The 25,076-nt window shown below is 68.7% G+C and carries 17 protein-coding genes and 1 pseudogene; 13 read left to right on the top strand and 5 right to left on the bottom strand.

The window, feature by feature from the left end:
• Nucleotides 1-29: 29 nt before the first annotated feature.
• On the top strand, nucleotides 30-611 hold the full coding sequence (locus tag ABIB38_RS05980; RefSeq protein WP_429202611.1) for an acyl-homoserine-lactone synthase: 582 nt from the start codon (nucleotides 30-32) through the stop codon (nucleotides 609-611).
• 12 nt (nucleotides 612-623) lie between these two features.
• Here the strand turns inward: ABIB38_RS05980 and ABIB38_RS05975 are convergent, their stop codons facing one another.
• Nucleotides 624-2,681, bottom strand: a complete 2,058-nt coding sequence (locus ABIB38_RS05975) for a prolyl oligopeptidase family serine peptidase (RefSeq protein ID WP_429202610.1) — start codon at nucleotides 2,679-2,681, stop codon at nucleotides 624-626.
• Nucleotides 2,682-2,764: 83 nt separating this feature from the next.
• On the opposite strand from ABIB38_RS05975, the gene ABIB38_RS05970 reads away from it, so the two are divergent.
• The 5 genes from ABIB38_RS05970 to ABIB38_RS05950 all read left to right on the top strand — a co-directional run bounded on the left by ABIB38_RS05970 (nucleotide 2,765) and on the right by ABIB38_RS05950 (nucleotide 15,464).
• A complete protein-coding gene (locus ABIB38_RS05970; RefSeq protein ID WP_429202608.1) occupies nucleotides 2,765-5,776 on the top strand; it encodes a CHASE domain-containing protein in 3,012 nt (1,003 codons plus the stop codon).
• 103 nt (nucleotides 5,777-5,879) lie between these two features.
• Nucleotides 5,880-9,305, top strand: a complete 3,426-nt coding sequence (gene recC, locus ABIB38_RS05965) for an exodeoxyribonuclease V subunit gamma (protein WP_429202606.1) — start codon at nucleotides 5,880-5,882, stop codon at nucleotides 9,303-9,305.
• Nucleotides 9,302-12,967, top strand: a complete 3,666-nt coding sequence (recB, locus tag ABIB38_RS05960) for an exodeoxyribonuclease V subunit beta (protein WP_429202604.1) — start codon at nucleotides 9,302-9,304, stop codon at nucleotides 12,965-12,967. The genes recC and recB overlap by 4 nt, the downstream gene beginning before the upstream one ends.
• Nucleotides 12,954-14,903 (top strand): exodeoxyribonuclease V subunit alpha, encoded by a 1,950-nt coding sequence (gene recD, locus ABIB38_RS05955; protein WP_429202602.1) that lies wholly within the window; start codon nucleotides 12,954-12,956, stop codon nucleotides 14,901-14,903. Before recB ends, recD begins: the two co-directional genes overlap by 14 nt.
• 9 nt (nucleotides 14,904-14,912) lie before the next feature.
• Entirely contained in the window at nucleotides 14,913-15,464 is a 552-nt protein-coding gene (locus tag ABIB38_RS05950; protein WP_429202601.1) for a hypothetical protein, read from the top strand.
• 43 nt (nucleotides 15,465-15,507) lie between these two features.
• Here ABIB38_RS05950 and ABIB38_RS05945 read toward each other — a convergent pair whose 3' ends face one another.
• Complete coding sequence (locus tag ABIB38_RS05945) at nucleotides 15,508-16,458, bottom strand: serine hydrolase (RefSeq protein WP_429202600.1); 951 nt, start codon at nucleotides 16,456-16,458, stop codon at nucleotides 15,508-15,510.
• A 467-nt stretch (nucleotides 16,459-16,925) separates the two neighbouring features.
• Nucleotides 16,926-17,945, bottom strand: coding sequence for a sulfate ABC transporter substrate-binding protein (locus ABIB38_RS05940; protein WP_429202598.1), 1,020 nt, complete (start codon nucleotides 17,943-17,945; stop codon nucleotides 16,926-16,928).
• Nucleotides 17,946-18,150: 205 nt separating this feature from the next.
• On the opposite strand from ABIB38_RS05940, the gene ABIB38_RS05935 reads away from it, so the two are divergent.
• From ABIB38_RS05935 to ABIB38_RS05920, 4 genes and pseudogenes are all read left to right on the top strand, one after another.
• Entirely contained in the window at nucleotides 18,151-18,675 is a 525-nt protein-coding gene (locus ABIB38_RS05935) for a GNAT family N-acetyltransferase (protein WP_429202596.1), read from the top strand.
• A gap of 126 nt (nucleotides 18,676-18,801) precedes the next feature.
• A complete protein-coding gene (locus ABIB38_RS05930) occupies nucleotides 18,802-19,422 on the top strand; it encodes a YcbK family protein (RefSeq protein ID WP_429202595.1) in 621 nt (206 codons plus the stop codon).
• A 111-nt stretch (nucleotides 19,423-19,533) separates the two neighbouring features.
• Nucleotides 19,534-19,824, top strand: a complete 291-nt coding sequence (locus tag ABIB38_RS05925) for a DUF378 domain-containing protein (RefSeq protein ID WP_429202593.1) — start codon at nucleotides 19,534-19,536, stop codon at nucleotides 19,822-19,824.
• A gap of 14 nt (nucleotides 19,825-19,838) precedes the next feature.
• A pseudogene (locus tag ABIB38_RS05920) lies at nucleotides 19,839-20,299 on the top strand (metallophosphoesterase family protein).
• A gap of 6 nt (nucleotides 20,300-20,305) precedes the next feature.
• Here ABIB38_RS05920 and ABIB38_RS05915 read toward each other — a convergent pair.
• Nucleotides 20,306-21,211 carry an alpha/beta hydrolase gene (locus ABIB38_RS05915; RefSeq protein WP_429202591.1) on the bottom strand — a complete coding sequence of 302 codons (906 nt, stop codon included), beginning with the start codon at nucleotides 21,209-21,211 and terminating at the stop codon, nucleotides 20,306-20,308.
• 129 nt (nucleotides 21,212-21,340) lie between these two features.
• On the opposite strand from ABIB38_RS05915, the gene ABIB38_RS05910 reads away from it, so the two are divergent.
• Nucleotides 21,341-21,742 carry a hypothetical protein gene (locus tag ABIB38_RS05910; protein WP_429202589.1) on the top strand — a complete coding sequence of 134 codons (402 nt, stop codon included), beginning with the start codon at nucleotides 21,341-21,343 and terminating at the stop codon, nucleotides 21,740-21,742.
• On the opposite strand, the gene ABIB38_RS05905 is transcribed toward ABIB38_RS05910, so the two are convergent.
• Nucleotides 21,743-22,699 (bottom strand): SMP-30/gluconolactonase/LRE family protein, encoded by a 957-nt coding sequence (locus ABIB38_RS05905; protein WP_429202588.1) that lies wholly within the window; start codon nucleotides 22,697-22,699, stop codon nucleotides 21,743-21,745.
• Nucleotides 22,700-23,015: 316 nt separating this feature from the next.
• On the opposite strand from ABIB38_RS05905, the gene ABIB38_RS05900 reads away from it, so the two are divergent.
• The gene (locus ABIB38_RS05900) at nucleotides 23,016-24,128 is read left to right on the top strand and encodes a Gfo/Idh/MocA family protein (protein WP_429202586.1); all 1,113 of its coding nucleotides are present in this window, start codon (nucleotides 23,016-23,018) and stop codon (nucleotides 24,126-24,128) included.
• A gap of 71 nt (nucleotides 24,129-24,199) precedes the next feature.
• Nucleotides 24,200-25,021: a transporter substrate-binding domain-containing protein gene (locus ABIB38_RS05895; protein WP_429202584.1), complete on the top strand. Its 822-nt coding sequence runs from the start codon at nucleotides 24,200-24,202 to the stop codon at nucleotides 25,019-25,021.
• Nucleotides 25,022-25,076 lie beyond the last annotated feature (55 nt).

Genomic DNA, 25,076 nt, shown 5'->3' with positions numbered 1-25,076 from the left:
CGATTTTCTCAACCAGGAGGGGGTTGGCAATGAGCATGCAAATCACGATCGCGCCGCGGCGCGCATTCGCATCGAAAGAGCTGTGGGAAATGCATACGCTGCGCGCGAAGGTATTCCGCGGGCGGCTGGGATGGGAAGTGCCGGTGCTGTCCGGCATGGAGATCGATGGCTACGACGCGCTCGAGCCGCGCTACATGCTCATGCGCGACGGCGAGACGCTGCGCGGTTGCTGGCGCCTGCTGCCGACCGAAGGGCCGTATATGCTCAAGGATTCCTTCCCCCAGCTGCTCGACGGCCAGGAGCCGCCGAGCGACCCGCACATCTGGGAACTGTCGCGTTTCGCCATCGAGACCGAAGGCGCCGGCAGCTATGGCTTTTCGGAGATGACGATGGAATCGATCGAGGCCATCATCCGCCACGCCCACGAGCGCGGCCTGTCGCGCTACGTCACCGTCACCACCACCGCGATCGAGCGCATGCTGCGCCGGGCCGGCGTGGTCACCACCCGCATCGGGTCGCCGCAGGCGGTCGGGATCGAGACCGCGGTCGCGCTCTACGTGGAGATCGAGCCGACCTGGGAAGCGCTGTTCGCCAGGCGGCTGGCGTCCTGACGCGCAGCGCGATCACGCCGCATGAGAGGACGAATCCGACGCCGGGTGCGCACCGAGCTGGCGCAGCAGGAACGTGTAGGTCAGCGCCACCATCCGCGCGGTCTGGGCGTTGTCGGCGGCGCCGGCATGGCCGCCCTCGGTGTTTTCCCAGTACAGCACGTCGTGTCCCTGGTCCAGCATGCGCGCCGCCATCTTGCGCGCATGCGCCGGATGGACGCGGTCGTCGCGGGTCGAGGTGGTCAACAGCACGCGCGGGTAGCGCTCGCCGGGCCGCACGTTGTGGTACGGAGAGTAGCGCGCCAGGTAGGCCCAGTCGTCGGCATCGTCCGGATCGCCGTATTCCCCCATCCACGAGGCGCCGGCCAGCAGCAGGTGGTAGCGCCGCATGTCCAGCAGCGGCACCTGGCACACCACGGCGCCGAACAGGTCGGGACGCTGGGTCAGCGCCGCGCCGACCAGCAGGCCGCCATTGCTGCCGCCCATGATGCCCAGCTGTTGCGCCGTGGTGACGCCGCGCGCCACCAGGTCCTGGGCGACGGCGATGAAGTCGTCGAATGCGCGCTGGCGGTGCTGGCGCAGCGCCGCCTGGTGCCAGCGTGGGCCGAACTCGCCGCCGCCGCGGATGTTCGCCAGCACGTAGGTGCCGCCCTGTTCGAGCCAGGCGGCGCCGGTCATGCCGCTGTAGAAGGGCTTGAGCGACACCTCGAAGCCGCCGTAGCCGTACAGCAGGGTCGGATTCGGTGTGCCGACGCTCGCCCCCCGTCGGGTAACGACGAAATAGGGCACGAGCGTGCCGTCGCTGGACGCCGCCGCGTGCTGGCTCACTGCATACGGTTCGGCGTCGAAGAAGGCCGGCATCGCCTTGAGCGGCTCGCGCGCGTCGCTGCCGCTTTGCATCAGGTACAGCGTGGTCGGATGCAGGAAATCGGTCACGGTGAGGAAGTAGTCGTCCGAATGGTCCGAATCCACGGCCGACACGCCCAGCGAACCGATGCCGGGCACGGCGACTTCGCGCCGCAGCCACGCCCCATCCTCGCGGCGCAGCTCGACGATGCGGTTCTTGACGTTGTCGAGCACCGTCAGCAGCAGGCTGCTCCTGGTGGCCGCCACGCCGTCCAGCGAGGTCGTTGGCGTCGGCGCGAACAGCACCTCGAAGGCGCGGCCGCCGCTCATGAAGGCGTCGAAGCCGGTCGCCAGCAGCGCGCCCTGGGGATACGTCACGCCGTCGATGGTCCAGTCCGAGCGCAGCTCGATCACGAGCTGGTCGCGCAGGGCGAAGGCGCTGGCGTCGAGCGGCTTGTCGATCCGGGTCAGCTGCGCGCCGCGCCGCCAGAACAGTTCGCTCGTATAGAAATCGATCTGGCGCAGCACGAACGCGCGTTCCCAGCCGGGGCTGTGGTCCTGGTAGCCGGACGCCGCCATGTCGCCGGGGGCCGCCTCGTACACGGTGATGGCGGCCGCCAGCGGCGTGCCGCGCTTCCACTCCTTGACGATGCGCGGATAGCCCGACTCGCTCAGGCTGCCGGGGCCGAAGTCGGTGCCGACGAACAGGGTGTCGCGATCGATCCAGGACACGTCGCTCTTCGCCTCCGGCAAGACGAAACCGTCGGCCACGAAGCAGAGCCGGTCGAGGTCGAATTCGCGCACCACCCTGGCGTCGCCGCCGCCGCGCGACAGCATCACCAGGCAGCGCGCGGCATCGGGCTCGAGCCAGGACACGCCGGCCCAGACCCAGTTTTCATTTTCGGTGCGCGCCAGCGCGTCGAGGTCGAGCACCGTTTCCCAGGCGGGGGCCGGCTTGCGGTACTCGGCAAGCGTGGTGCGGCGCCAGACGCCGCGCACGTGGGTCGCGTCGCGCCAGAAGTTGTAGCACCAGCCGCCATGCACGCCGACGAAGGGAATCTTGTCGCTCGAATCGAGGATGCCTTGCAGGCGTTCGCGCAGCGGCGCGAAGCGCGGATCGGCCTCCAGTTCGGCTTCGGTGGCCGCGTTGCGCGCGTCGACCCAGGCGCGCGCCTGTTCGGTGTCGATCTGTTCCAGCCACAGCCAGGGATCGTCGTGGTGTTGCATGCTGTCCTCATCAGTATCGCGCCGGCCCGGCGCGCCGATATACTAGCAATATTGGGTGGCAGGCACCGCCCTCCACGGAAAGCATGAAGCGCTCCGCCATGTCAGGAATCGACGCCATCGGCGCGGTTTGGGCGCGCCTGGGCCGGCCGTTCGTGCTGTGGGGCGGCGGCATCGCGCTGTCGCTGGCGGTCGGCGTGCTGCTGCATGCGGTGGCCAGCGCCTCGATCGAGGACGAGGCGCGCGGGCGCTTCGATGGCCTGGCCCGCGCGGCGCGCGACCGGATCGACGTGTCGCTCGCGTCGTATGGCCGCGCCGTGCGTTCGCTGGCGGCCCTGCATGCGGCCGGCGCCGGCGACGCCGTGCCCGACCGGGCGTCGTTTCACCGTTATGTCGCCGCGCTCGACATCGAACGCAGCTATCCGGCGATCGAGGGGGTGACTTACGCCGCCCACGTGCCCGAAGCCGGGCGCGAGCGCTTCGTCGCCGGCATGCGCGCCGATCGCAGCGTCGACGCCCGCGGCTACCCGGAGTTCGCGATCTTTCCTGCCGGGCGCCGTCCCTGGTACGAGGTGATCGCCTACCAGTATCCGGTCGACCAGCCCAGCCGCCGGCTCGGCTTCGACATGGCCGCCAGGCCCGCCGTCGCCCGCGCCCTGGAGCAGGCGCGCGACACTGGCGGCATCAGCGCCTCGGGACAGCCGGTATTCCTGCGCGACCCCACGCCGCACTATACCCTCGGCATGCGCATGCCGGTCTATCGCGGCGGGGTGACCCCGCCGAGCCTCGAAGGGCGGCGCGCGGCCTACCTGGGTTCGTTCGGCATCGCCTTTTCGGTGCCCGAACTGGTCGACAATGCGCTGGCGGCATCCGCCGGCGCGCCGCTGTCGGTCAGCGTCTACGGCGCGAACCGCGATGCCGAAGGGGGCGAACTGCTGCTGCACGGGCCCGACGTGCGGCGCACGCCGCTCGACCCGGGCGTCTGGCTCACGACCGTCCTCGACGTGGATTTCGGCGGCAACCGGTGGACGTTGCATTTCGCCGCGCCCGAGCGCGCCATGTTCCGGGGCGCCGATCCCTGGATGCCGATGGCGGCGCTGGCCTTCGGCTTCGCCGGCACCCTGCTGGTCTACGTGCTGTTCCTGGCCCAGTACCGCTCGCGGCGGGCCGCCGTCGAGCAGCGCCTGCTGCTCGACACGGTGCTGGACAACCTGGACGCCGAGGTCTACCTGAAGGATGCGGGGCGGCGCATCCGCTACCTCAATGCCAAGGGCGCCTCGCGCTTCGGACGGCCGGCGGCGGAGCTGGTCGGCCGGCGCGACGTCGAGGCCCTGGGCCGCGACCTGGCCGATGGCGCCTGGGAGCTCGATCGCGCGGTGCTGCAGGATGGCCGCCGCAGCTGCGCCCAGGTGGCGCAGCCGGCCCCGGGCGGCGCGCCGCGCCAGCTGTGGACGGTGCGGGTGCCGATGCAGGTCGATGAGGAAGCGGCCGTGCTGTGCGTGGCGACCGACGTCACCGAGCTGCACCGCCTGAAGGCGCGTGCCGACGCCGCCAGCAAGGCCAAGAGCGACTTCCTGTCGAACATGAGCCACGAGATCCGCACCCCGATGAACAGCATCATCGGCATGACCCACCTGGCGCTGCAGGCCGGACCCGACGCGCGTCAGCGCGACTACCTCGAAAAGATCGACCACTCGGGCCAGCACCTGCTGGGCATCATCAACGACATCCTCGATTTCTCCAAGATCGAGGCCGGCATGCTGGAGCTGTCGCGGGTGTGCTTCATGCTCGACGCGCTGATGCGCAACGTCGAGGCCCAGCTGGGCACCGCGGCCGCGGCCAAGGGCCTGGGCTTCGACATCGAGATCGATCCGGTCCTGATGCGGCCCCTGTGCGGCGATTCGCTGCGGCTGGAACAGGTGCTGCTCAACTTCGCCGGCAATGCCGTCAAGTTCTCCGACCGCGGCCGGATCACGCTGCGCGCGCGCCTTGCGCGCGCCTTCGGTCCCGAAGTGCTGGTGCGCTTCGAGGTGGAAGACCACGGCGTGGGCATCGACGCCGCCGCGCTGCCGCACCTGTTCACGCCGTTCCAGCAGGCCGACCAGTCGGCCACGCGGCGCCACGGCGGCACTGGCCTGGGCCTGGCGATCAGCCGCCAGCTGGCCGAACTGATGGGCGGCGAGGTCGGCGTGGCCAGCACGCGGGGTGAGGGCAGCACCTTCTGGTTCACGGCGCGCCTGGCCCTGGACGATGCCGCCGGCGCGCGTTCGGGGGCGGGCCTGGGCGCCGCGCCGGCCGCGGTCCAGGTGCGCCTGGACGGCTGCGCGGTGCTGCTGGTCGAGGACAATCCCTTCAACCAGCAGGTCGCGCGCGAGCTGCTGGAACAGTCCGGCGCCGCGGTCGAGGTGGCCAACAATGGCCTCGAAGCGCTGGCGGCGATGGGGGGCAAGCGCTTCGACTGCGTGCTGATGGACGTGCAGATGCCGGTGATGGACGGGCTGGAAGCGACCCGTCGCATCCGCCGCGATCCCGCCTTGCAGCACACCCTGGTGGTGGCGATGACGGCCAATGCCGGCGTCGACGACCGCGCGCGCTGCCTGGCCGCCGGCATGAACGAGTTCCTGGCCAAGCCGGTGGTGCCGGAACTGCTGGCGGCCACCATCGCGCGCTGCCTGGGCCGCGCCACGGCGCCGGAGTCGTGCGGGGATGGGCAGGGTGGGCAGGCGCAAGTGCTCGACCTGGCCAGCCTGGCCAGCACCGCCGGCGGCGACACCGAGCGGATGCGTAAATATGCGTTCCTGTTCCTCGATACCGCACGCGAGAACCTGGCCGCGATCGAGGCCGCCCTGGCCGGCGGCGACCTGACCCACACCGCCAGCCTGGCGCACCAGCTCAAGTCGGCGGCGCGCGCGATCGGCGCCGCCAGCTTCGGCGCCATCTGCGAAGACCTGGAGGCGCAACCGACGCGCTCGCCGCGCCTGGGCGCGGCCGGCACCGCCCAGGCCCGGGCGCTGGCGGCGCGCCTGCGCGCACTATTGATCCGGATCGAACGCGAAGTCTCGACCCAGTTCGGTAGCCGGGACGGCGAGGTGCGTTGAGGGGCGCCTTTCGAGGTGCCCTTGAGGGCAGGGGCCGCCTGCGCCCCTACCGCGAGCGGACCAAACACGGTATGCTGTGGACCCGACCGTTCGAGCTTCACGCATGCCTTCCCCGATCACCCCCGGCCTCCTGATCCTCCATGGCAACCAGATGGAGTTGCTGCGCAGCGCCGTGTTCGACTGGCTGCGCAACCATCCGCTCGGCCCCCTCGAAGAAGAGATCTTCCTCGTGCAGTCCAATGGCGTGGCCGAATGGCTCAAGATCGCGCTGGCCGAGGAGATCGGCGTATGCGCCGCCACCCGGGTGGCGCTGCCGGCGCGCTTCATGTGGGAAGCGTATCGCGGCATGCTGGGCCGCGAGCGGGTGCCCAATCGCGCGCCGTTCGACAAGGATCCGCTCACCTGGCGCCTGATGCGCCTGTTGCCCACCCTATTGCAAGAGGACGGCTACGAGCCGCTGGCGCGCTTCCTGGCCGACGGCGACGCCGAGCGCCGCCTGCAGCTGGCCGAGCGCGTGGCCGACCTGTACGACCAGTACCAGGTCTACCGCGCCGACTGGCTGGCCGACTGGGCCGCGGGCGGCGACCAGTTGCGCCGCGCCGCAGGCTCGCTGGGCCATGAAGCCGTGCCGCTGGCGCCCGACCAGCGCTGGCAGGCCTGCCTGTGGCGCGCCGTGCACGCCAGCCTGGACGAGTCGCAGCGCGATAGCGGGCGCGCGACCATCCACCAGCAGTTCCTCGCCGCGATCGAGGCCGGCCAGGCGCCCGCCGGCCGCCTGCCGCGCCGCGTGGTGCTGTTCGGGATGTCGACCCTGCCGTACCAGACCCTGCAGGCGATCGCAGCGCTCTCGCGCCATACCCAGGTGCTGTTCGCGGTGCCGAACCCGTGCCGCTTCTACTGGGGCGACATCATCGATGGCCGCGACCTGCTCAAGGCCGCGCGCCGGCGCCAGCCGCAGCGGGGCGGCGTCGACCTGGGCGCGATCCCGATCGAGGAGCTGCACGCGCACAGCCATCCGCTGCTGGCGAGCTGGGGGCGCCAGGGGCGCGACTTCGTGCGCATGCTGGACGAATTCGACAACCAGGACCGCAGCGAAGAAGCGGGTTCGGCCGATACTGCGCCGCTGAAGGTCGACCTGTTCGCCGACGACGACGGCGCGACGCTGCTGGGGCAAGTCCAGGCCGCGGTGCGCGACCTGTTGCCGCTGTCCGAGCACCCGCGCGTGCCGCCGGCGCCGGGCGAGCGCTCGATCGAATTCCACGTCACCCACAGCGTGCAGCGCGAAGTCGAGGTCCTGCACGACCAGCTGCTGTCGTGGTTCGCGCAAGACCCGAGCCTGCGGCCGCGCGACGTGGTGGTGATGGTGCCCGACATCGACAGCTTCTCGCCGGCGATCCACGCGGTGTTCGACCAGCATCGCCAGCGCGACTTGCGCCGCATCCCGTTCGAGATCGGCGACGTGCGCGACCGCAGCGTCAACCCGCTGCTGGTGTCGCTCGAATGGCTGCTGCGCCTGCCGCAGCAGCGCTGCCGCCAGAGCGAGGTGCGCGACCTGCTGGACGTGCCGGCCGTGGCGCGCCGCTTCGGCCTGGGCGACGACGACCTGGCCATCCTGGGCCGCTGGATCGAGGGCGCCGGCGTGCGCTGGGGCCTGGACCGTGAACACCGCGCCGGCCTGGGCCTGGGCATGGCGGGCGAGCAGAACGCCTGGATCTTCGGCGTGCGGCGCATGCTGCTGGGCTACGCCAGCGGCGCCGGCGCCAGCTTCGCCGACATCGAGCCCTATGCGGAGGTCGGCGGGCTCGACGCGGCGCTGGCCGGCGCGCTGGCGCAGCTGGTCGACTGCCTGCTGAATTGGCGCGCCCGGCTCGACACGCCGCGCACGCCGGCCGCGTGGGGCGAAGCAGCGCGCGAGATGCTGTCGTGCTTCTACGCCGCCAGCGATGAAGCCGACCGCCTCACCCTGCAGAGCCTGAACGAAGGCCTGCAGTGCTGGCTCGAGACGTGCGACGCGGCCGGTTTCGACGAGAGGGTAGAGCTGGCGGTGCTGCGCGAAGCCTGGATGAACGAACTCGACCAGCCGACGCTGAACCACCAGTTCGTCTCGGGCGGCGTGACCTTCTGCACCCTGATGCCGATGCGGGCGGTGCCGTTTCGCGTGGTGTGCCTGCTGGGCATGAACGACGGCGACTTCCCGCGCCGCGCGCGCCAGTCCGACTTCGACCTGCTGGCGCTGCCCGGCATGGCGCGCCCCGGCGACCGTTCGCGCCGCGACGACGACCGCTACCTGATGCTCGAAGCCCTGCTGGCGGCGCGCGACAAGTTCTACGTGAGCTGGGTGGGGCGCAATGTGCGCGACAACAGCGAGCAGCCGCCATCGGTGCTGGTGTCGCAGCTGCGCGACTATCTCGCCGATGGCTGGAACCTGGACCTGGCCAGCCTGACGACCGAACACGCGCTGCAGCCTTTCAGCCGCGTCTATTTCCAGCAGGGCGGCCTGTTGACCTATGCCGGCGAATGGCGCCTGGCCCATGGCGCCGAGCAGCTGGAAGGGGGCGATGCGTTGCCGCCCTACGCGCTGGAGCCCGACTTCGTGCTCAAGCTGGGCGAGCTGGCCAGCTTCCTGCGCCAGCCGGCGCGCTACTTCTTCCGCCGCCGCCTGGGCGTGGTGTTCGCCGACGCCGCCCAGGTGGGAGAGGACGAGGAACCTTTCGCGCTCGACGCGCTCGAGCGTTACCAGATCGAGGACCACCTGCTGGACGACAGCGGCGAGCCCGAGAAGCTGCACGAGGTGCGCGCCACGCTGGCCACGCGCGCCGAGCGGCTTGCGCGCGAGGGCGTGCTGCCGATCGGCCTGATGGGCCGCATGTGGCAGGAGCAGCTGGTCGAGAGCCTGGCGCCGGTGCGCACCGAGTGGCTGCGCCTGGGCGCGCGCTTCCCGGAAGTTGCGCCCAAGCAGGCGCTCCATCTCGAGCTGGACCACGGCGGGCTGGACGACATCGTGCTCGACGACTGGATCGATCGCTTGCGCAGCAATGGCGAGCGCACCGCGTGGCTGATGCAGCTGTCGTCGAAGGTGCTGGACCGCAACGGCCGCCCGCGCGGCGACAAGCTGATCGCCCCCTGGCTGCGCCAGCTGGGCAGCAGCGCGGCCGGCCATCCGGTGGCCGGTTACCTGGTCGCGCGCGACGCGGTGCTCGAGATGGCGCCGCTGGCCCGGGAAGAGTCGCTGCAGATCCTGCGCGACCTGGTGCGCCTGTGGCGCGCCAACCTGGATGCGCCGCTGCCGGTGGCCTGCCGCACCGCGCTGGCGCAGCTGGCCGATGGCGACCCGCGCGCCACCTATGACGGCGGCTTCGAGCAGAGCGGCGAAGTGGACGACCTGTGCCTGGCGCGGCTGTGGCCCGATTTTGAAGCGCTGCGCGGCGCCGGCGGCTGGCCCGAGCTGGCCGAGGAATTGTATGGACCGCTGGCGCGCTGGATGGATGGCGCCGTCACGATCAAGCCCTTGCAGGAGTTGTCCGCATGAGCAGCAAACTCGAAGCGATCCGGTTCCCGCTGCACGGCTCGCGCCTGATCGAGGCGTCGGCCGGCACCGGCAAGACCTGGACCATCGCCGCCCTCTACGTGCGCCTGGTGCTGGGCCACGGCGGCGACGACGCCTTCGTGCGTCCGCTATTGCCGTCCGAAATCCTGGTGATGACCTTCACCCGCGCCGCCACGCGCGAGCTGGCCAACCGGGTGCGCGAACGGCTGGTGCAGGCGGCGGACTACTTCCGCGGCGAGTCCGCGGCCGACGATCCCTATCTGGAAGAACTTGCCGGGGCCTATGCGCCGGGCAGCGAACGCAGCATCGCCGCCCACCGCCTGATGCTGGCCGCCGAAACCATGGACGAGGCGGCGATCTTCACCATCGACGCCTGGTGCCAGCGCATGCTGCGCGAGCACGCCTTCGACAGCGGCAGCCTGTTCGACGAAGAACTGGTGAGCGACGAGCGCATGCTGTTCGAGGACGCCGCCCACGACTACTGGCGCCAGCACGTGTATCCGCTCGACGCGCAGAACCTGGCCGTCGTGCTCGACACCTGGAGCGACGTCGAGGCGCTCAAGGCCAGCGTACGCGAGCTGGTGCATCGCGGGCCGCTGTTGGGCGAAGTGGAGCGCGCGCCGCTGGGCGCGCTGGTGACGCGCCTGGCCGAGGCCCAGCGCGACGAACTGGCGCGCCTCAAGCACGGCTGGCTCGAGCGCGCCGACGCGATGGAGCGCTGGATCGCGGGTCACCGCGAACGCGCGCCCAAATGCTTCAACGGCAACAAGATGCGCGCCGATTCGCTGCTCAAGTGGTTCGAGGCGCTGCGCGCCTGGGCGCGCGACCCGGCGCGGCACATGCCCGACCTGAGCGACACCGCTTGGCGCCGCCTGACCCCGGACGGCATCGTGGACGCCTTCAGCAAGGACTTCAGCGCCGAGGTCCCGGCCTGCTTCGACGCCACCGCCGCGCTGCAGCAGGCGCTGGGCGCGATCGATCCGATCGCCCACGCGCTGCTGCGCCACGCCGCCGGCCACATCGGCGCGCGCATGCGGGAACTCAAGCGCCGCAACCGCCAGTTCGGCTTCGCCGACATGCTCGAACGCCTGAAGCTGGCCCTGGAAGGAGAGAACGGCGCGGCGCTGCGCGAACGCATCGTGCAGCAGTATCCGGTGGCCATGGTCGACGAATTCCAGGACACCTCGCCCGACCAGTACCGCATCTTCGACCTGCTGTACCGGGTAGGCGACAACGATCCGCGACAGGGCCTGTTCCTGATCGGCGACCCCAAGCAGTCGATCTATGGCTTTCGCGGCGCCGACATCCACAGCTACCTGTCCGCGCGGCGCGCCACGGGCGCTCGCCACTACCAGCTCGACACCAATTACCGCTCGACGGCGGCGCTGGTGGGCGCGGTCAATGCGCTGTTCCTGCACGCCGAAGGCGGCGACGGCCGGCCCGGCCACGCGGCAGCGGCGTTCCGCTTCCGGCGCGGCGACGACAATCCGCTGCCGTTCGAGGCGGTCAAGGCGCGCGGCCACCGGGAGCGCCTGATTGGCGTCGATGGCGACGGCGAGATCGAGGCCCTGTCCGTGTGCACCACCTGCCGCGACGACCTCAAGGCCGAGGACTACCGCAGCTTCTTCGCCCACCACTGCGCCGAGCACATCGTGCGCCTGCTGAACGACGAGCGGGTCGGCTTTCAGGATGAGGAAGACGGCAGCTTCCGGCGCCTGATGCCGGCCGATGTCGCGATCCTGGTGCGCGACCGGCGCGAGGCGGCCGCCGTGCGCCAGGCGCTGGTGCGGCGCAAGGTGGCCAGCGTCTACCTGTCCGACAAGGATTCGGTGGTCGAGAGCGAGGAGGCGGCCGACGTGCTGCGCTGGCTGTACGCGGTCGCCAATCCGCTCGACGGCGTTCTTGCGCGCGCCGCCTTCGCCACCCGCACCGCGGGGCTGCCGATGGGCGAACTGGCCCGGCTGTCGAGCGACGAGCTGGCGTGGGAACGGCGGGTCGAGCAACTGAAAGCCCTGCACGGGGCCTGGCAGCGGCGCGGGGTGCTGGCGATGCTGCGCACCTTCATCCACGAACTGGGACTGCCGGCGCGCCTCCTGGCAGAGCCGGGCGGCGAACGGCGCCTGACCAATCTGCTGCACCTGGCCGAACTGCTGCAAGAGGCCAGCACCCAGCTCGAGGGCGAGCAGGCCCTGATCCGCTGGTTCGCCGAGCAGATCGGGGGATTGGGCGGCGGCGGCGACGAGCGCGTGCTGCGCCTGGAAAGCGACGCCGAGCTGGTCAAGGTGGTGACGGTGCACAAGTCGAAAGGCCTCGAGTATCCGCTGGTCTACCTGCCGTTCGCGGTGACCGCGCGCGCGACCAACCGCCGCAACCGCGCCTTCTTCGATTACGTGGACGACGAGGGCAGCCGCCGTCTCGACCTGGCGCTGTCGGACGAGGCGCTGGAGGCGGTGGACCGCGCGCGCATCGAGGAAGACCTGCGCCTGCTGTACGTGGCCCTGACCCGGGCGCGCCACTTCCTGTGGCTGGGCGCGGCGGCGGTGGCGGGCGCGCGCAAGGGCGAGAACCGGCTGCACGAATCGGCGCTCGGCTACCTGCTGGCCGGCGGCGCGCCGATCCCGGCCGCCGGCTTGCGCGATCACTTCGCGGCGGTGGCCGGCGCTGCCGGCGCTATTGCCTTGCGCGAGCTGGAGGCGGAAGACGGCGTCACCATGCTGGCGCGCCAGGATGCGCGTCCCGCGCTGCTGGACGCGCCGGTGTACCGGGCCGAATTCGAGAAGGACTGGTCGATCGGCTCGTTCACCTCGCTGACCCGGCATGCGGTGGCGCCGCCGCCGACGCCGATGCGCGCCCAGGAACAGACCCTGCTGGAGGAAGCGCCGCAGGCGCCGCTGCCGCCGCGCATCGAGGACGTGGCCTGGCACCGCTTCCCGCGCGGCTCGGTGCCGGGCAACTTCATGCACGAGCAGCTCGAATGGCTGGCGCGCGAAGGCTTCGACTGCCTCGACCAGCCCCATGGCCAGACGCGGCTGGTGAAGCGCATCGAGCGCGCCGGCTGGGGCCACCGGCTCGACGACGCGCTGTCCTGGCTGCGCGCGATCGTCGACACGCCGCTGCCGCCGCTGGGCGCGCCGCTGCGCGCGCTGCAGGGCGTGCTGCCCGAGATGGAATTCTGGTTCCCCAGCGAGCGCCTCGCACTGCCCGCGCTGGACGAATTGTGCCGCGCGCATCTGTTGCGCGGCATCGAGCGCCCGGTCTTGCCCGAGCGCGACCTGCATGGCATGCTCAAGGGCTTCGCCGACCTGGTGTTCGAGCACGACGGGCGCTACTGGGTGCTCGACTACAAGACGAATGCGCTGGGGCCGAACGACGCCGCCTACAGCCAGGCGGCGATGCAGGCCGGCATGGCCGAGCACCGCTACGAGATCCAGGGCAGCATCTACCTGCTGGCGCTGCACCGCCTGCTGCGCGCGCGCCTGGGCGCGTCCTACGCGCCCGAGGTCCAGCTGGGCGGCACGATCTTCATGTTCCTGCGCGGGATCGCCAACCCGGACACGCGCGGCTGCTGCGTGCTGGCGCCCGACCTCGCGCTGCTGGACGGACTGGAACGATTGCTGGACAAGGACAAGCATGGGCAAGACTGACCCCGATCGCAGGATCGAACCCGATCCTGCGGCCCTGTGGCATGAGATCGGCAACCTGACCGAGGCCGGCGAACTGCGTCGCCTGTCGGGCGCCTTCGCGCGCTTCATTGCGCAGCTCGGGGCCGCGCCGCCGCCGCTGGTGCTGGCCGCGGCGATCCTGTCCGAGCTCGAAGGCCATGGCCACAGCTGCGTCCAGCTGGCCGACCTGGCCGCCAGCCCGGCGTCCCTGCTGGGCTGGAGCGACGAACAATGGGCGCGGCTGGCGTTGGCCGCGGCGCCGCTGCCGCGCGGCGTGGCGGGCTGGAGGAAGCTCCTGGCCGGCTGCGGGCAGGTGTGGGTGCGCGAGGAGTTCGACTACGACCAGCCGCTGGTGCTGGACGGCGAGCGCCTGTACCTGCGCCGCTACTGGCGCGACGAGACGAAGGTCGCGCGCGCCGTGCGTGAACGCGCCGAGGCGACCCATCCGGTGGATGCGGGCCTGGTGCGCTCCTGGCTCGACAGGCTGTTCGCGGCCGCGCCCGACGCTCCGCGTCCCGACTGGCAAAAGCTGGCCTGCGCCGTGGCCCTGCGCGGCTCGGTCGCGATCATCACGGGCGGCCCCGGCACCGGCAAGACCTACACGGTGGCGCGCCTGCTGGCGCTGCTGTTCGCGACCGCGCCGGACGCCGAACGCCAGCGCGTGGCCCTGGCCGCGCCAACCGGCAAGGCGGCCGCGCGCCTGAAGCAGTCGATCGACAAGGCGCTGGGCGAGCTGGCCGAGCGCGTCGGCGCCGCGCTGCCGCTGCGCGAATTGACCGCGCGCATGGGCGCCGCGCGCACCCTGCACAGCCTGCTCGGGGCGCGGCCCGACACCCGCGCCTTCGCCCACCACCGCGGCAACCCGCTCGACGTCGACGTGTTGATCGTCGACGAAGCCTCGATGGTGCATCTCGAGATGATGGCCAGCCTGCTCGACGCGCTGCCGCCGGGCGCCACCCTGATCCTGCTGGGCGACAAGGACCAGCTGGCCTCGGTGGAGGCGGGCGCGGTGCTGGGCGACCTGTGCCACGACGCGCAGTCCGGCAACTACGACGACGACACCATCGCCTATGTGCGAGCGGCGAGCGGCGAGGCGATTCCCGCGCAGTATGCGGGCGAGGGCGGCGCGCTGGCGCAGCAGACCGTGATGCTGCGTCACAGCCGCCGCTTCGGCGGCCCGATCGGGCAGCTGGCGCTGGCGGTCAATGCCGGCGACACGGCGCGCGCCGAGGCGGTCTTGCGCGCCGGTGCAGAAGACGGCGATGGCGTGCGCTGGATCGAGCACGCGCAGCCATCCCAGTTGCTGCAACTGGCCCATGCCGGCTACGCCCCCTACCTCGAACTGGTCAAGGGCGGGGCGGCGGGCGACGTGGACTGGATACGCCAGGTGCTGCAGCGCTTCGAGACCTTCCGCATCCTGTGCGCGGTGCGCGACGGCGAGTGGGGCGTGTCGGGCCTGAACGAAGCGATCGAGAAGCGCCTGGAAGCCGGCGGCCTGCTGCGCCGCGGCGCCGAATGGTATGTGGGCCGGCCGGTGATGGTCACCCGCAACGACTATTCGACCGGCGTGTTCAACGGCGACATCGGCGTGACCCTGCCCGACCCCGCGCGTCCCGGCGCGCAGCGGGTCTACTTCCTGGAAGGCGACAACGTGCGCAGCGTGCTGGCCACGCGCCTGCGCAACGTGGAAACGGCGTTCGCGATGACGGTGCACAAATCGCAGGGTTCGGAGTTCCGCCACACGGTGCTGGCGCTGCCGCGCGAGAGCAATGCCATCCTGACGCGCGAGCTGGTCTACACCGGGATCACGCGCGCCAGCCGCGAATTCACGCTGGTGACCCCGAGCGGCGAGGTGCTGCGCGAGGCGATCGCCAGCCGCACGCACCGCACCAGCGGCTTGCGTGAACTGGTGGCCTAGGAGTTCGTCATGCGACTTGCCGCAACCTTGCTGTCGCTGTGCCTGGGATCGTTCATGGTCGACGCGCAGGCTGCCGGGGCAGCACCGGATATGCCGCTCGACGGCGAGCAGATCGCCTCCGCGACGGTCGTCCTGTTCCCGTCCGGTATCTTCACACGCGCACCGTTGACCGAAGCCATGCTGGCGCTGCAGGGGTGCACGTTCAAGACGGTTGGCGACACCGCCAGGCAGGTGGCGCTGGCTGGCATCCTGAATCGGCGCCTGTCGGCTGGGGCGCAGGGCGATGGGTTTCCCAACCAGCTGCGCAATCTCGTCTACCTGCAGTTGCGCGACGGCGCAAGATTGCGTTACACGTTGACCGACGAATATGATGCGCCGGGCCGTGTTCTTGGCTGGGTCGACAGCGACAAGGGCGACGGCAGGCCGCTGCTGGCAGGCCGGGAGTTGCTGTTCGACTTGCGCGACTGGGCCGCAGATGTGACGGACAGGAAGAACTTCAGCGCCCACTGCCTGGCAAAGCCGGTCCGGCCGCCCGGGGCACGCAGCGCGCCGCTCGAATGACGAAGAGGCCTTGCGGCCTCTTTGTCATTGGGACGATGCGACTTTAGTCGCGGCGCTTGCGCGTGACCTTGACCTTGGCCTTGACGCGCTTCTTGGTCACCTTGGCTTTCGACGCCTTCGACTTGGCGCGGGCCTTGGCCTTGGCGCTGCCGGCGCTGGCCTTGATGCGCGGCCCGCCCGCGGCGCGCGCCACCCGGCTTACCGGCTCGTCGCCCGTGATGAAGCGGCGGATGTTCAGCGCATCCAGGATGCGCGCCGACGAGGCGTTGGCATTGAGCAGCACCAGCGTCGCCTTCTTGCCGGCGGCGGTGATGTTCATGATCAGGCAGCGGCCGGCTTCGTTGGTGAAGCCGGTCTTGGACAGGCCGACGTCCCAGCCCTTGGCGCCGACCAGTCGGTTGGTATTGCGGTATTCGACGCCGCGGCCGTTGATGTCGATGATCTCGCGGGTCTCGGTCGTCATGCGCACGATTTCCGGATAGCGGGCCGAGGCCGACGCCATCTTGACCAGGTCGGCCGCGGTCGAACGATTGTGCGGGGACAGGCCGGTCGGTTCTTCGATCTCGGTCTGGCTCATGCCCAGTGCGCGGATCTTGCGGCGCACGGCGGCCTTGAAGCCTTCTTTACCACCCGGGAAGGTGCGGGCGAGGGCGGCGGCGGCGCGGTTATCCGAAGACATCAGTGCCAGGTGCAGCACGTCGCGGCGCGTGATGCTGGCGCCGACCGGCACGCGCGAGCTGCTGAACTTGACGCGGTCGACGTCGTCGCGGTCGATCTCGATCATCTCGTCCATGTCGAGCTTGGCGTCGAGCACGACCATCGCCGTCATCAGCTTGGTCAGCGAGGCAATCGGCACGACCGCATCGGCATTTTTCTCAAGCAAGATCTTGCCGGTATCGTCCTCCACCACGAGCACCGATTGCGAACCGAACGGGACGGCGAATGCCGCAGCCGAAAAGGTCATCAGGACCGTTGCGAACAGTTTCTTAATCATTCTTTGTCTGGGATCTGGGGTTGAAGTTGACGTCAGGGCGCCGGGCGGCGCAGGATCAACATCTATCGCTAGGGAAGCATTGATTCATTCATGGCGGCGCACTCGGCCACGAGAAAATGCGCCCAGCGGCGTTGCAAATCCTCGCGATACCACGGGGTATCGCTGCGGTTTGTGCGCGGCCGGCGAGGCCTTGCTGGGCACATTTTTCGTGACCGATTGCAGCGCGCCAGAATAAATCAGTGCTTCCCTGGGGCAACTAGATTAAAGACAATATCATCCATCCCAGCCGTATGTCTATGGCGCACGAGCAAATTCCCCTAGGGGAAGTCGTTTTTTGTCGGAAATGTGTCGTTGTCAATTCAAAGGATTAACAAAGTATGTCGCACAGAAATGTCGAGTGACTAATTTATGTGCAGACCAAACGAAACAGCCCCGCACGCGGCGGGGCTGTTTCGTGTCGAAGGTCGTTACTTGGCCTGGTAGATCTTGTCGAACTCGCCGCCATCATTGAAGTGGCGTTTCTGGGCCGCGGTCCAGCCGCCGAACACCTCGTCCACGGTGAACAGGGCGATCGGCTTGTAGTTGGCCGCATACTTCTTCATCACTGCTTCCGAGCGCACGCGCATGAAGTGCTTGGCGCCGATTTCCTGGCCCGCGGGCGAGTACAGGAAGTTCAGGTAGGCGGTGGCCGGCTGGCGGATCTTGAGGCGGTCGACCACCTTGTCGACGACCGCGACCGGCGACTCGGCCAGGATCGACGTGCCTGGGTAGACGACTTCGAAATCGTTGCCGAATTCCTGGCGCACCATGCTCACTTCGTTCTCGAACGTCACCAGCACGTCGCCGATCTGGCGCTGGGTGAAGGTGGTGGTCGCCGCGCGGCCGCCGGCGTCCAGGATCGGCACGTTCTTGAAGATCTTGGCGACCAGGTCGCGCGCCTGCGCTTCGTTGCCGCCTTTCTTGATCACCGAGCCCCAGGCCGCCAGATAGGTATAGCGGCCGTTGCCGGCGGTCTTGGGATTCGGGATGACGACGCTCACGCCCGGACGCGCCAGGTCTTGCCAGTCGCGCACCTGTTTCGGATTGCCCTTGCGCACCAGGAACACCATGGTTGAGTAATACGGCGCCGCATTGTTCGGGAACTTCTTGGCCCAGTCTTTCGCCACCAAGCCCCGGTCGGCCAGCATGTCGATGTCATTGGCCTGATTCATGGTCACCACCGACGCCGCCAGGCCATCGGCCACGGCGCGCGCCTGCTTGCTCGAGCCGCCATGCGACTGCTTGATGGTGACGGTCTGGCCGGTCTGCTGTTTGTACGAGGCGATGAAGGCCGGGTTGACTTCCTTGTACAGCTCGCGCGCCACGTCATAGGACACGTTCAGCAGTTCGGCATTGGCCGCGCTGGCGTGGAGGGGCAGTGCGCCGCCGAGCGCCAGGGTCAGTGCCAGGATCGAGCGGCGCAGCATGTTCGGAGTGGTGTCGCGCATTGTGTGTTCTCTCTTGTGAAAAATAGTAGTGACAGAGTGCATGTTCCCTAATTCTTCCGTTAAACGGAACAATAGTTTCGTCATATGGTTATAAGGCGAACGCGTTTGACCGTTGCGCCAGCAGGGTTTCTTACTTTCGGTGTATAGTCGAGGTCGTGCGATGCCCGTCATCGTTCGTTCATGTCTGTTTCCAAGTTGATGATTGATGTCCACGCGTATTGAAATCCGCAGGGCTGTCCCTGACGATGCAACGGCCGCCTGCGATCTGCTGCGCCGTTCGATCGAAGAGGGCTGCCGTGCCGACCACCAGGGCCAGCCGGGCGTGCTCGGCGCCTGGCTTGGCAACAAAACGCCGGCCAACGTCGTCGCCTGGTTTTCCTCGCCCTCCAATTATTCGGTGGTCGCCGAAAACGATGGCGTGCTGGTTGGGCTCACCCTGTTGACGCCGGCCGGCAAGTTGGCGCTGTGCTACGTGTCGCCCGACACCTTGCGCCGCGGCATCGGCCGCGCGCTGCTGGATGCGGTGGAGCAGCAGGCGCGCACCTGGAACATCAGCAAGCTGCACCTGCACAGCCCGGCGGGCGCGAGCATGTTTTTCGAGCGCCTCGGCTACATCAATGCCGGGAAAGACAAGGCCTGCTTCGGCCTCGAATGCGATTTGCTGTGGAAACGCCTGGACGGCGCCTGCGATCCGGCGGCGCGCAAGCGCTTCTGCAACTGCGCCGGATAGCTGCCGGCGCCTGGCGCCTACGCGCAACAAAGCGATAACATTTGCACGCTTCCTGAATCCTTCTGCACGCTTGTCGGATACGCTATAGTACGCGCTATCGCAATTGTCGAGTAACGGATCCGCCCCATGGCTTCACGCAGAGATTTTCTTCATCATAGTGCCCGCCTGGCCGCGCTGGGCGCCCTCGGCGCGCCGCTCGCCGCCGCCGCCGCCACCGACCTCCAGCCGCCGCCCGACCTGTTCGACTCGCAAGCGCTGGACCTGGATTTCTGGGTCAAGCCGCGCACCCTGTCCGTGACCCGTCCAGCCAGCGGCGAACGCGCCAGCGTGCTGTACTGGAAAGATGGCGAAGTCATCGATTCCGCCTACGAGCAGTTGTGCCATCTGCTGCGCGACGTGAACGGCAAGGCCACCGCCAAGATCGACCCCAAGCTGCTCGAGATGCTGTGGAGCACCCAGGCCTTCATCGCCCGCTACGGCCTGCTGCAGCCGCTCGAGATCCTGTCGGGCTACCGCTCGCCGGCATCGAACGCGCGCCTGCGCGAAGCGGGTATCCCGGCCGCGCGCCAGTCGCTGCACATGGTGGGGAAGGCGGCCGATATCCGCATCGCCGGCCTGAACGAAGAAGTGCTCGGCGGCTTGATCAAGAGCTTCCGTGGCGGCGGGGTCGGCTACTACTACCGCTCCGGCCCGCGCGGCGGCTGGATCCATGCGGACACCGGCCTGGAGCGCTCCTGGAAGGGATGATTCGCCATCGCGCCGATGCGTGCGAACGTGTCCGATAACTTGGGATAGACTTGTTGTCAAGTGCCGGGGCAGGACGCCCCGGCTGTCCCACGTCTTTCCAAGGAGGCTGTGATGGCAACTATCAATGCACCAACCATGGACCGCCGGTCCAATACCGACCGCCGCGTCCACGTCCACGCGCGCGAGCGCTCGGCCATGTCTGCCGTCGACTACATCGCGATGGCGCTCCTGATCATCGGCGGCCTCAACTGGGCGATGGTCGGCCTGTTCGACGTCGACATGGTCGCCACGCTGTTCGGTCCCGGCACCCCGGCAACCCGCATCGTTTACGTGGTGGTCGGCCTGGCCGCGCTGTACTCGATCTATACCACGGCCAAGATGGTCGGCAGCAAGCGGCGCTGAGCGCGACCCGGCCCGTGCGCATCGGCTTGATTTCCGACACGCACGGGCTGTTGCGAGCGCAGGCGCTCGATTTCCTGCGCGGCAGCGACCACATCCTCCATGCCGGCGACATCGTCGGCGCGGCCATTCTCGACCAGCTCGCCGGCTGGCGCCATTGACCGCCGTGCGCGGCAATAACGACCACGGCGACTGGGCCCACGCCTTGCCCGACACCGTCACCCTGCGCCTGGGCGGCGTCACCATCCACATGCTGCACGACCTCAAGGAGCTCGCCATCGATCCGGCCGCGCAAGGCGTGCGCGTGGTCGTGGCCGGCCATTCGCACAAGAGCGCCTGCGAGGAGCGTGGCGGCGTGCTCTACGTTAATCCCGGCAGCGCCGGACGGCGCCGCTTCACGCTGCCGGTCTCGGTCGGCGAACTGCTGGTCGAAGATGGACGCGTGCTCGTGCGACTGGTCACGCTCGACCTGTCGTAGCGCACCTCAGCGCTTGCGCGTCGCCAGGTAATCGCGCAAGCCATGCGTGACGACCATCGGCAAGACGCTGGCATGGTCCTCGTCGGCGAACACCTTGAGGCGCGTGCGCAGATGCCGGTAGCCGCGGCCCTTGAGCGCCGCATCGAATTCGCGCAGGTCGGCCACCATGTCGGCCTCCTCTTCCGAGCGCGAGCGCTTCTTGCCGGGCGCCAGGGTCTCGAGGCTGCCGATGCCGAACGACACGCTGGCCGGCAAGTCCTTGTTGCGCGCCGCATAGGCGCGTTCGCGCTCGAACATGATGCCGGCGTCGAACCATAGCGAGGGGCTGCCGAGGATGTAGTGGTCGAAGCTGCGCGGCGCATCGAGCATCATCTGCAGCCCGAGCAGGCTGCCGTAGGAATGGCCGACAAAGATCTTGCGCCCCATGTCGGCGCGGTAGTGGCGGGCGATGAAGGGAAACACCTCGCCGGTGAGGTAGCGGCCATAGGCCGACGCTTCGCCGAAGGCGGGCGCCCGTCCCGGCATGTCGGAGCGGTAGGCATGCGTGCGCGGGGTGGTCGGCGTATAGTCGCGGCGGCGGCTGAAGACGGCGGCGTCGCCTTTGGCATACGACAGGCCGACCACGATGGCTTCTTCCATGCCCGCGTGCCGGCTCAGGCGCGAGGCGATATTGCGCACGACCGGGAAGGCGTAGTCGGCGTCGACCACGAACACGACCGGGTAGGCACGCTTGCTCGTGGCATAGGAATCCGGCAGGGCGACAAAGACCTGGTAGTCGCGCCCCAGGGCGCCGGCGCGGACGTCGCGTACTTCGGTATTGGCCAGGACGTAGGGCGGCGGGGCGGCGGCAGCGGCAGGAGCGGCGGCGAGCGCCGCGAGAGAAAACACACAGGCGGCAAGGAGAGCTTTCACCGGGAAGACCTTTGTTGTTGTCGTACAAGCATTGTCACACAGCCGGGTGTGGCAGGAAGCGCTGCCAGGGCCGGGCGCGCCCGCCCGAAATCACTTAAGATAGGGACCGTTTCTTCAAGCGCGCAGCACATGACTCTCTCGTCCGACCAACCCCGTTTCAAACCCCGCCCCTGGACGCATCTCGAGACGCCGCAGGACGTCGAACTCTGGATCGACGAACACAACGCCGCCATGCAGGAGCTGATCCGGCCGCAAGAGACCGGCGTCGGCATCTGCTTCACGCTGGCCGAAGGCGGCACCGTGCACATGCAGACGACCGAAGACGCGATCGTGCTCGACGTCGACGACGACGCCGCGTGGATCGCGCCGCTGATCATGGCCGCCACCCGTGCCGAGCAGCCGCGCGGACAGATCTGGGTGCTGCCGGACGACACGCTGGTGCAGCTGATCCTCGGCCTGTCGACGCTGGTGCAGAGCACGACGCTGGTGACCGGCCACCATTTCGGCGCCGCCGGCCGCCGCGCCTGGTAATCAGTACGGCAGGCCGGTCACGTCCAGCCGCACCTGCCACACGGCGCCGGCGCCGGTGATGTACAGGGTCTTGCCGTCGGCTCCGCCGAAGGCCACGTTGGTGACGTTGGCGTCGGTCCGGATCGTCGCCAGCTCGCGGCCCTGCGGCGTGAACACGCGCACGCGCTTCGGTCCATGCTCGGTCACGTACAGGTTGCCATGGCAGTCGAGCGTCATGCCGTCGCCGTTGTCGATGCCACGAATCACATCGTGGCCTGGCTGCGGCACGCCGTCCCTGATCGGGTAGGCGCGCACCGCGCCGTCGCTCGCGTTCACGTACAGGGTGTCGCCGTTCAGCGACAGCGCGATGCCGTTCGGATTCTTGCGCGTGCCGTCCACCAGCGTGACGGCGCCGTCGGGTGCGATGCGGTAGATGCCGGTCACCGGCTGGCCGCCGGGCGCCGCGGCCTTCTGGTAATCCGGGTCGGTGAAGTAGATGGCGCCATCGGCCGCGATCGCGATGTCGTTCGGCGAATTGAAGACCCGGCCCTGGTAGCGCGCGGCGACCTCGGTGCGTTGTCCGGTCGCGATGTCATAGCGCGACATGGCCTTGTACTTGTGGGTCGCGGCGACCAGGGCGCCGCTGGCGTCGACGGCCAGCCCGTTGCTGCCGGCATCCTCGAGCGCCGTGCTCACCGCGCCGTCGGGCGAGAACTTGCGCACGCGCGAAGGAAACCCTTCGCTGAAGCCGAAGTCCGAGAAGTACAGCGCATCCTTGATCCATACCGGTCCCTCGTACAGGCCGGGCTCGCTGCGCGACGGCTTGATCGCGGCGATCCGTTCGGCCTTCAGTTCGCCCGCCGGCGGCCTGCCGCTGCAGCTGGCGGCCATGGCGGCGGCGGGCAGGGCGACGGCGAGGCCAGTCGCGAGCAGGACGCGAAGGGGGTGGATGCGGCGCAATGGACGGGATCGGGTCATCAATAGGTCTCCTGGTGAATGCTTGGGATGGCTCGCGCTGTGTTAACGCTACCATTTCAATCGAATCAATTGTATCCTTACTAAGAACCTATCCCGGTAGGTGAGAGTTGTTCCTGCCGCGCCTGGCAAGCGTGCGCTGCGTTGCTCGTCGTTGCATGGCTCGCCATGCGGCCTCCTCGCGCCTTGCTCACGCCCGCCATGCATCGACATGAACTTCCTCCCACCTACCGGGATAGGTTCTAAGGAAGCAATGGTAACCCGCCGCGCCGCGCGACCGGCACGGTATTCGAACGACACATTCTGCAAGGAGACCTGAATGATCGACCTGAATCGGCGCGGCCTGGTCATGGCCGCAGGTGGTGTGCTGGCGGCCGGCGCGGTGGGCATGCCGGCCTGGGCCAATCCCGAACGCAAGCTGGGTTATGCGGTCGTTGGCCTGGGCGGTTATGGGCTGGGACGCATCATCCCCCAGTTCAAGGAATGCCGGCACAGCCGCCTGGTGGCGCTGGTCAGCGGCGATCCGGCCAAGGCGAAGAAGGTGGCGCTCGAATATGGCGTGCCCGAGCGCGGCATCTACGATTACCAGAACTATGACGGCATCCGCGACAATCCCGACATCGACATCGTCTATATCTGCCTGCCGGTCTTCATGCATGCCGAATACACGATCCGCGCCGCCCAGGCCGGCAAGCACGTGATGTGCGAAAAGCCGATGGCGCTGAGCGTGGCCGAATGCGAACGGATGATTGCCGCCTGCCGCAAGGCCGGCAAAAAGCTGATGCTGGGCTATCGCTCGCGCTTCGAGCCGCACAACGTCGAGGCGATCCGCCTGGCGCGTAGCGGCGCCATCGGCAAACTGCGCTACTTCCGCTCCGAACACGGTTTCGTCGCGCGCGACCCGAACGCCTGGCGCATGAAGAAGGCGCAATCGGGCGGCGGCTCGCTGATGGACATCGGCATCTACGCGCTGCAGGCGGCGCGCTACATGACCGGCGAGGAGCCGGTGGCCGTATTTGCCAAGGAAACCACCGATCGCAGCGACCCGCGCTTTCGCGAGGTCGAAGACATGATCGATTTCCAGCTCGAATTCCCGTCCGGCGTCATCGGTTCGTGCATGTCGATGTACAGCGCCAACCGTAACCAGTTCGTGCTGATGGGCGACAAGGGACGGATTGAACTGGAACCCGCTACCGCCTACAGCGGCCAGCGCATGTGGGTCGGCGCCGAGCGCAGCGACAAGACCCTGGTCACGCCAGCGCCGGGACCGACTGCCAACCAGTGGGTCGGCCAGCTCGACCATATGGCGCAATGCGTGAAGGAAAACCGCGAGACCATCGTGCCGGGCGAGGAAGGCTTGCGCGATATCCGCATCATCGAGGCTGTGTACCGTTCGGCGCGTGAGCAGAAGCGAATCGACCTGCGCGGCTAGTCACCGAGCCTGTTTTTCGGTTATAAAGTGCCATTGACGGCTGTACAGGGTCGGAGTCGATGGACGAGGCAATGAAGGAGCAACGGCGCAAGGAACGGCGGCGCCGATTCGTGGCGGCGGCATTGGTCACGGTTCTGCTGCCGCCGGCGGCGCGTGCCGCCGACCTGATGAGCGGGGCGAAGGCCCGCGGCACCCTGCGCATCGCCGTCGAGGGCACGTATCCGCCCTTTAGTTTCAAGGATCCGAACAGCGGCCAGCTGACCGGCTACGACGTCGAAGTCGGGCGCCTGGTCGCCGCCGGGCTGAAACTCGCGCCGCAGTTCGTGCTCACCGAATGGAGCGCGATCCTGCCGGCGGTGTCCTCGGGCAAGGTCGACGCCGCCATCAGCCAGGTGATCATCACGCCCGAGCGCGAGCGGGCCTTCGACTTTTCGGTTCCCTACACCTATTCGCGCTTCCAGCTCATCGTGCGCAAGAACGAGCGCGCCACCTACCGCAGCCTGGACGACCTCAAGGGCCGCAAGCTGGGGGTGCGCGCGGGCAGCGTGTTCGAGCAGCGGGCCAGGGGAGTGAAGGGGATCGAGGTCAAGCGTTACCCGGCCGTGCCCGAGAACCTGCAAGACCTCGCCTTCGGCCGTATCGACGCCTCGCTCGACGGCAGCCTGATGGTGGGTTATCTGCTGAAGCATTCGGCGTTGCCGATCAAGGCCGGTCCGCAGGTGGGCGAAGAGGCGCGCATCGGCGTCGCAATTCGCAAGGGCAATCCGCAACTCAAGGCGGCGGTCGACAAGATACTCGACGACGCGCGCGCCGACGGCACACTGCGCCGGCTGTCTCTCAAGTGGCTTGGCGTCGACGCCAGCAGCGCCACGCGCGCGCCAGGCGCACCGTAACAGCACACGGCAACAGGCGCGGCCCGCATCGCGGACCGCGCCACGCGTGGTCGGT

The organism is Massilia sp. UYP11, assembly GCF_050434805.1.
Classification (GTDB): domain Bacteria; phylum Pseudomonadota; class Gammaproteobacteria; order Burkholderiales; family Burkholderiaceae_D; genus Telluria.
Note: the sequence above shows the minus strand (reverse complement) of the source record. Positions and strands in the feature narration are given on the sequence as shown.

What these genes read in the sequence shown, in the direction of transcription:
- ABIB38_RS05980 (WP_429202611.1), top strand. Translation starts at nt 30, where the DNA reads ATGAGCATGCAAATCACGATCGCGCCGCGGCGCGCATTCGCATCGAAA.
- ABIB38_RS05975 (WP_429202610.1), bottom strand. Translation starts at nt 2,681, where the DNA reads ATGCAACACCACGACGATCCCTGGCTGTGGCTGGAACAGATCGACACC.
- ABIB38_RS05970 (WP_429202608.1), top strand. Translation starts at nt 2,765, where the DNA reads ATGAAGCGCTCCGCCATGTCAGGAATCGACGCCATCGGCGCGGTTTGG.
- recC (WP_429202606.1), top strand. Translation starts at nt 5,880, where the DNA reads ATGCCTTCCCCGATCACCCCCGGCCTCCTGATCCTCCATGGCAACCAG.
- recB (WP_429202604.1), top strand. Translation starts at nt 9,302, where the DNA reads ATGAGCAGCAAACTCGAAGCGATCCGGTTCCCGCTGCACGGCTCGCGC.
- recD (WP_429202602.1), top strand. Translation starts at nt 12,954, where the DNA reads ATGGGCAAGACTGACCCCGATCGCAGGATCGAACCCGATCCTGCGGCC.
- ABIB38_RS05950 (WP_429202601.1), top strand. Translation starts at nt 14,913, where the DNA reads ATGCGACTTGCCGCAACCTTGCTGTCGCTGTGCCTGGGATCGTTCATG.
- ABIB38_RS05945 (WP_429202600.1), bottom strand. Translation starts at nt 16,458, where the DNA reads ATGATTAAGAAACTGTTCGCAACGGTCCTGATGACCTTTTCGGCTGCG.
- ABIB38_RS05940 (WP_429202598.1), bottom strand. Translation starts at nt 17,945, where the DNA reads ATGCGCGACACCACTCCGAACATGCTGCGCCGCTCGATCCTGGCACTG.
- ABIB38_RS05935 (WP_429202596.1), top strand. Translation starts at nt 18,151, where the DNA reads ATGTCCACGCGTATTGAAATCCGCAGGGCTGTCCCTGACGATGCAACG.
- ABIB38_RS05930 (WP_429202595.1), top strand. Translation starts at nt 18,802, where the DNA reads ATGGCTTCACGCAGAGATTTTCTTCATCATAGTGCCCGCCTGGCCGCG.
- ABIB38_RS05925 (WP_429202593.1), top strand. Translation starts at nt 19,534, where the DNA reads ATGGCAACTATCAATGCACCAACCATGGACCGCCGGTCCAATACCGAC.
- ABIB38_RS05910 (WP_429202589.1), top strand. Translation starts at nt 21,341, where the DNA reads ATGACTCTCTCGTCCGACCAACCCCGTTTCAAACCCCGCCCCTGGACG.
- ABIB38_RS05905 (WP_429202588.1), bottom strand. Translation starts at nt 22,699, where the DNA reads ATGACCCGATCCCGTCCATTGCGCCGCATCCACCCCCTTCGCGTCCTG.
- ABIB38_RS05900 (WP_429202586.1), top strand. Translation starts at nt 23,016, where the DNA reads ATGATCGACCTGAATCGGCGCGGCCTGGTCATGGCCGCAGGTGGTGTG.
- ABIB38_RS05895 (WP_429202584.1), top strand. Translation starts at nt 24,200, where the DNA reads ATGAAGGAGCAACGGCGCAAGGAACGGCGGCGCCGATTCGTGGCGGCG.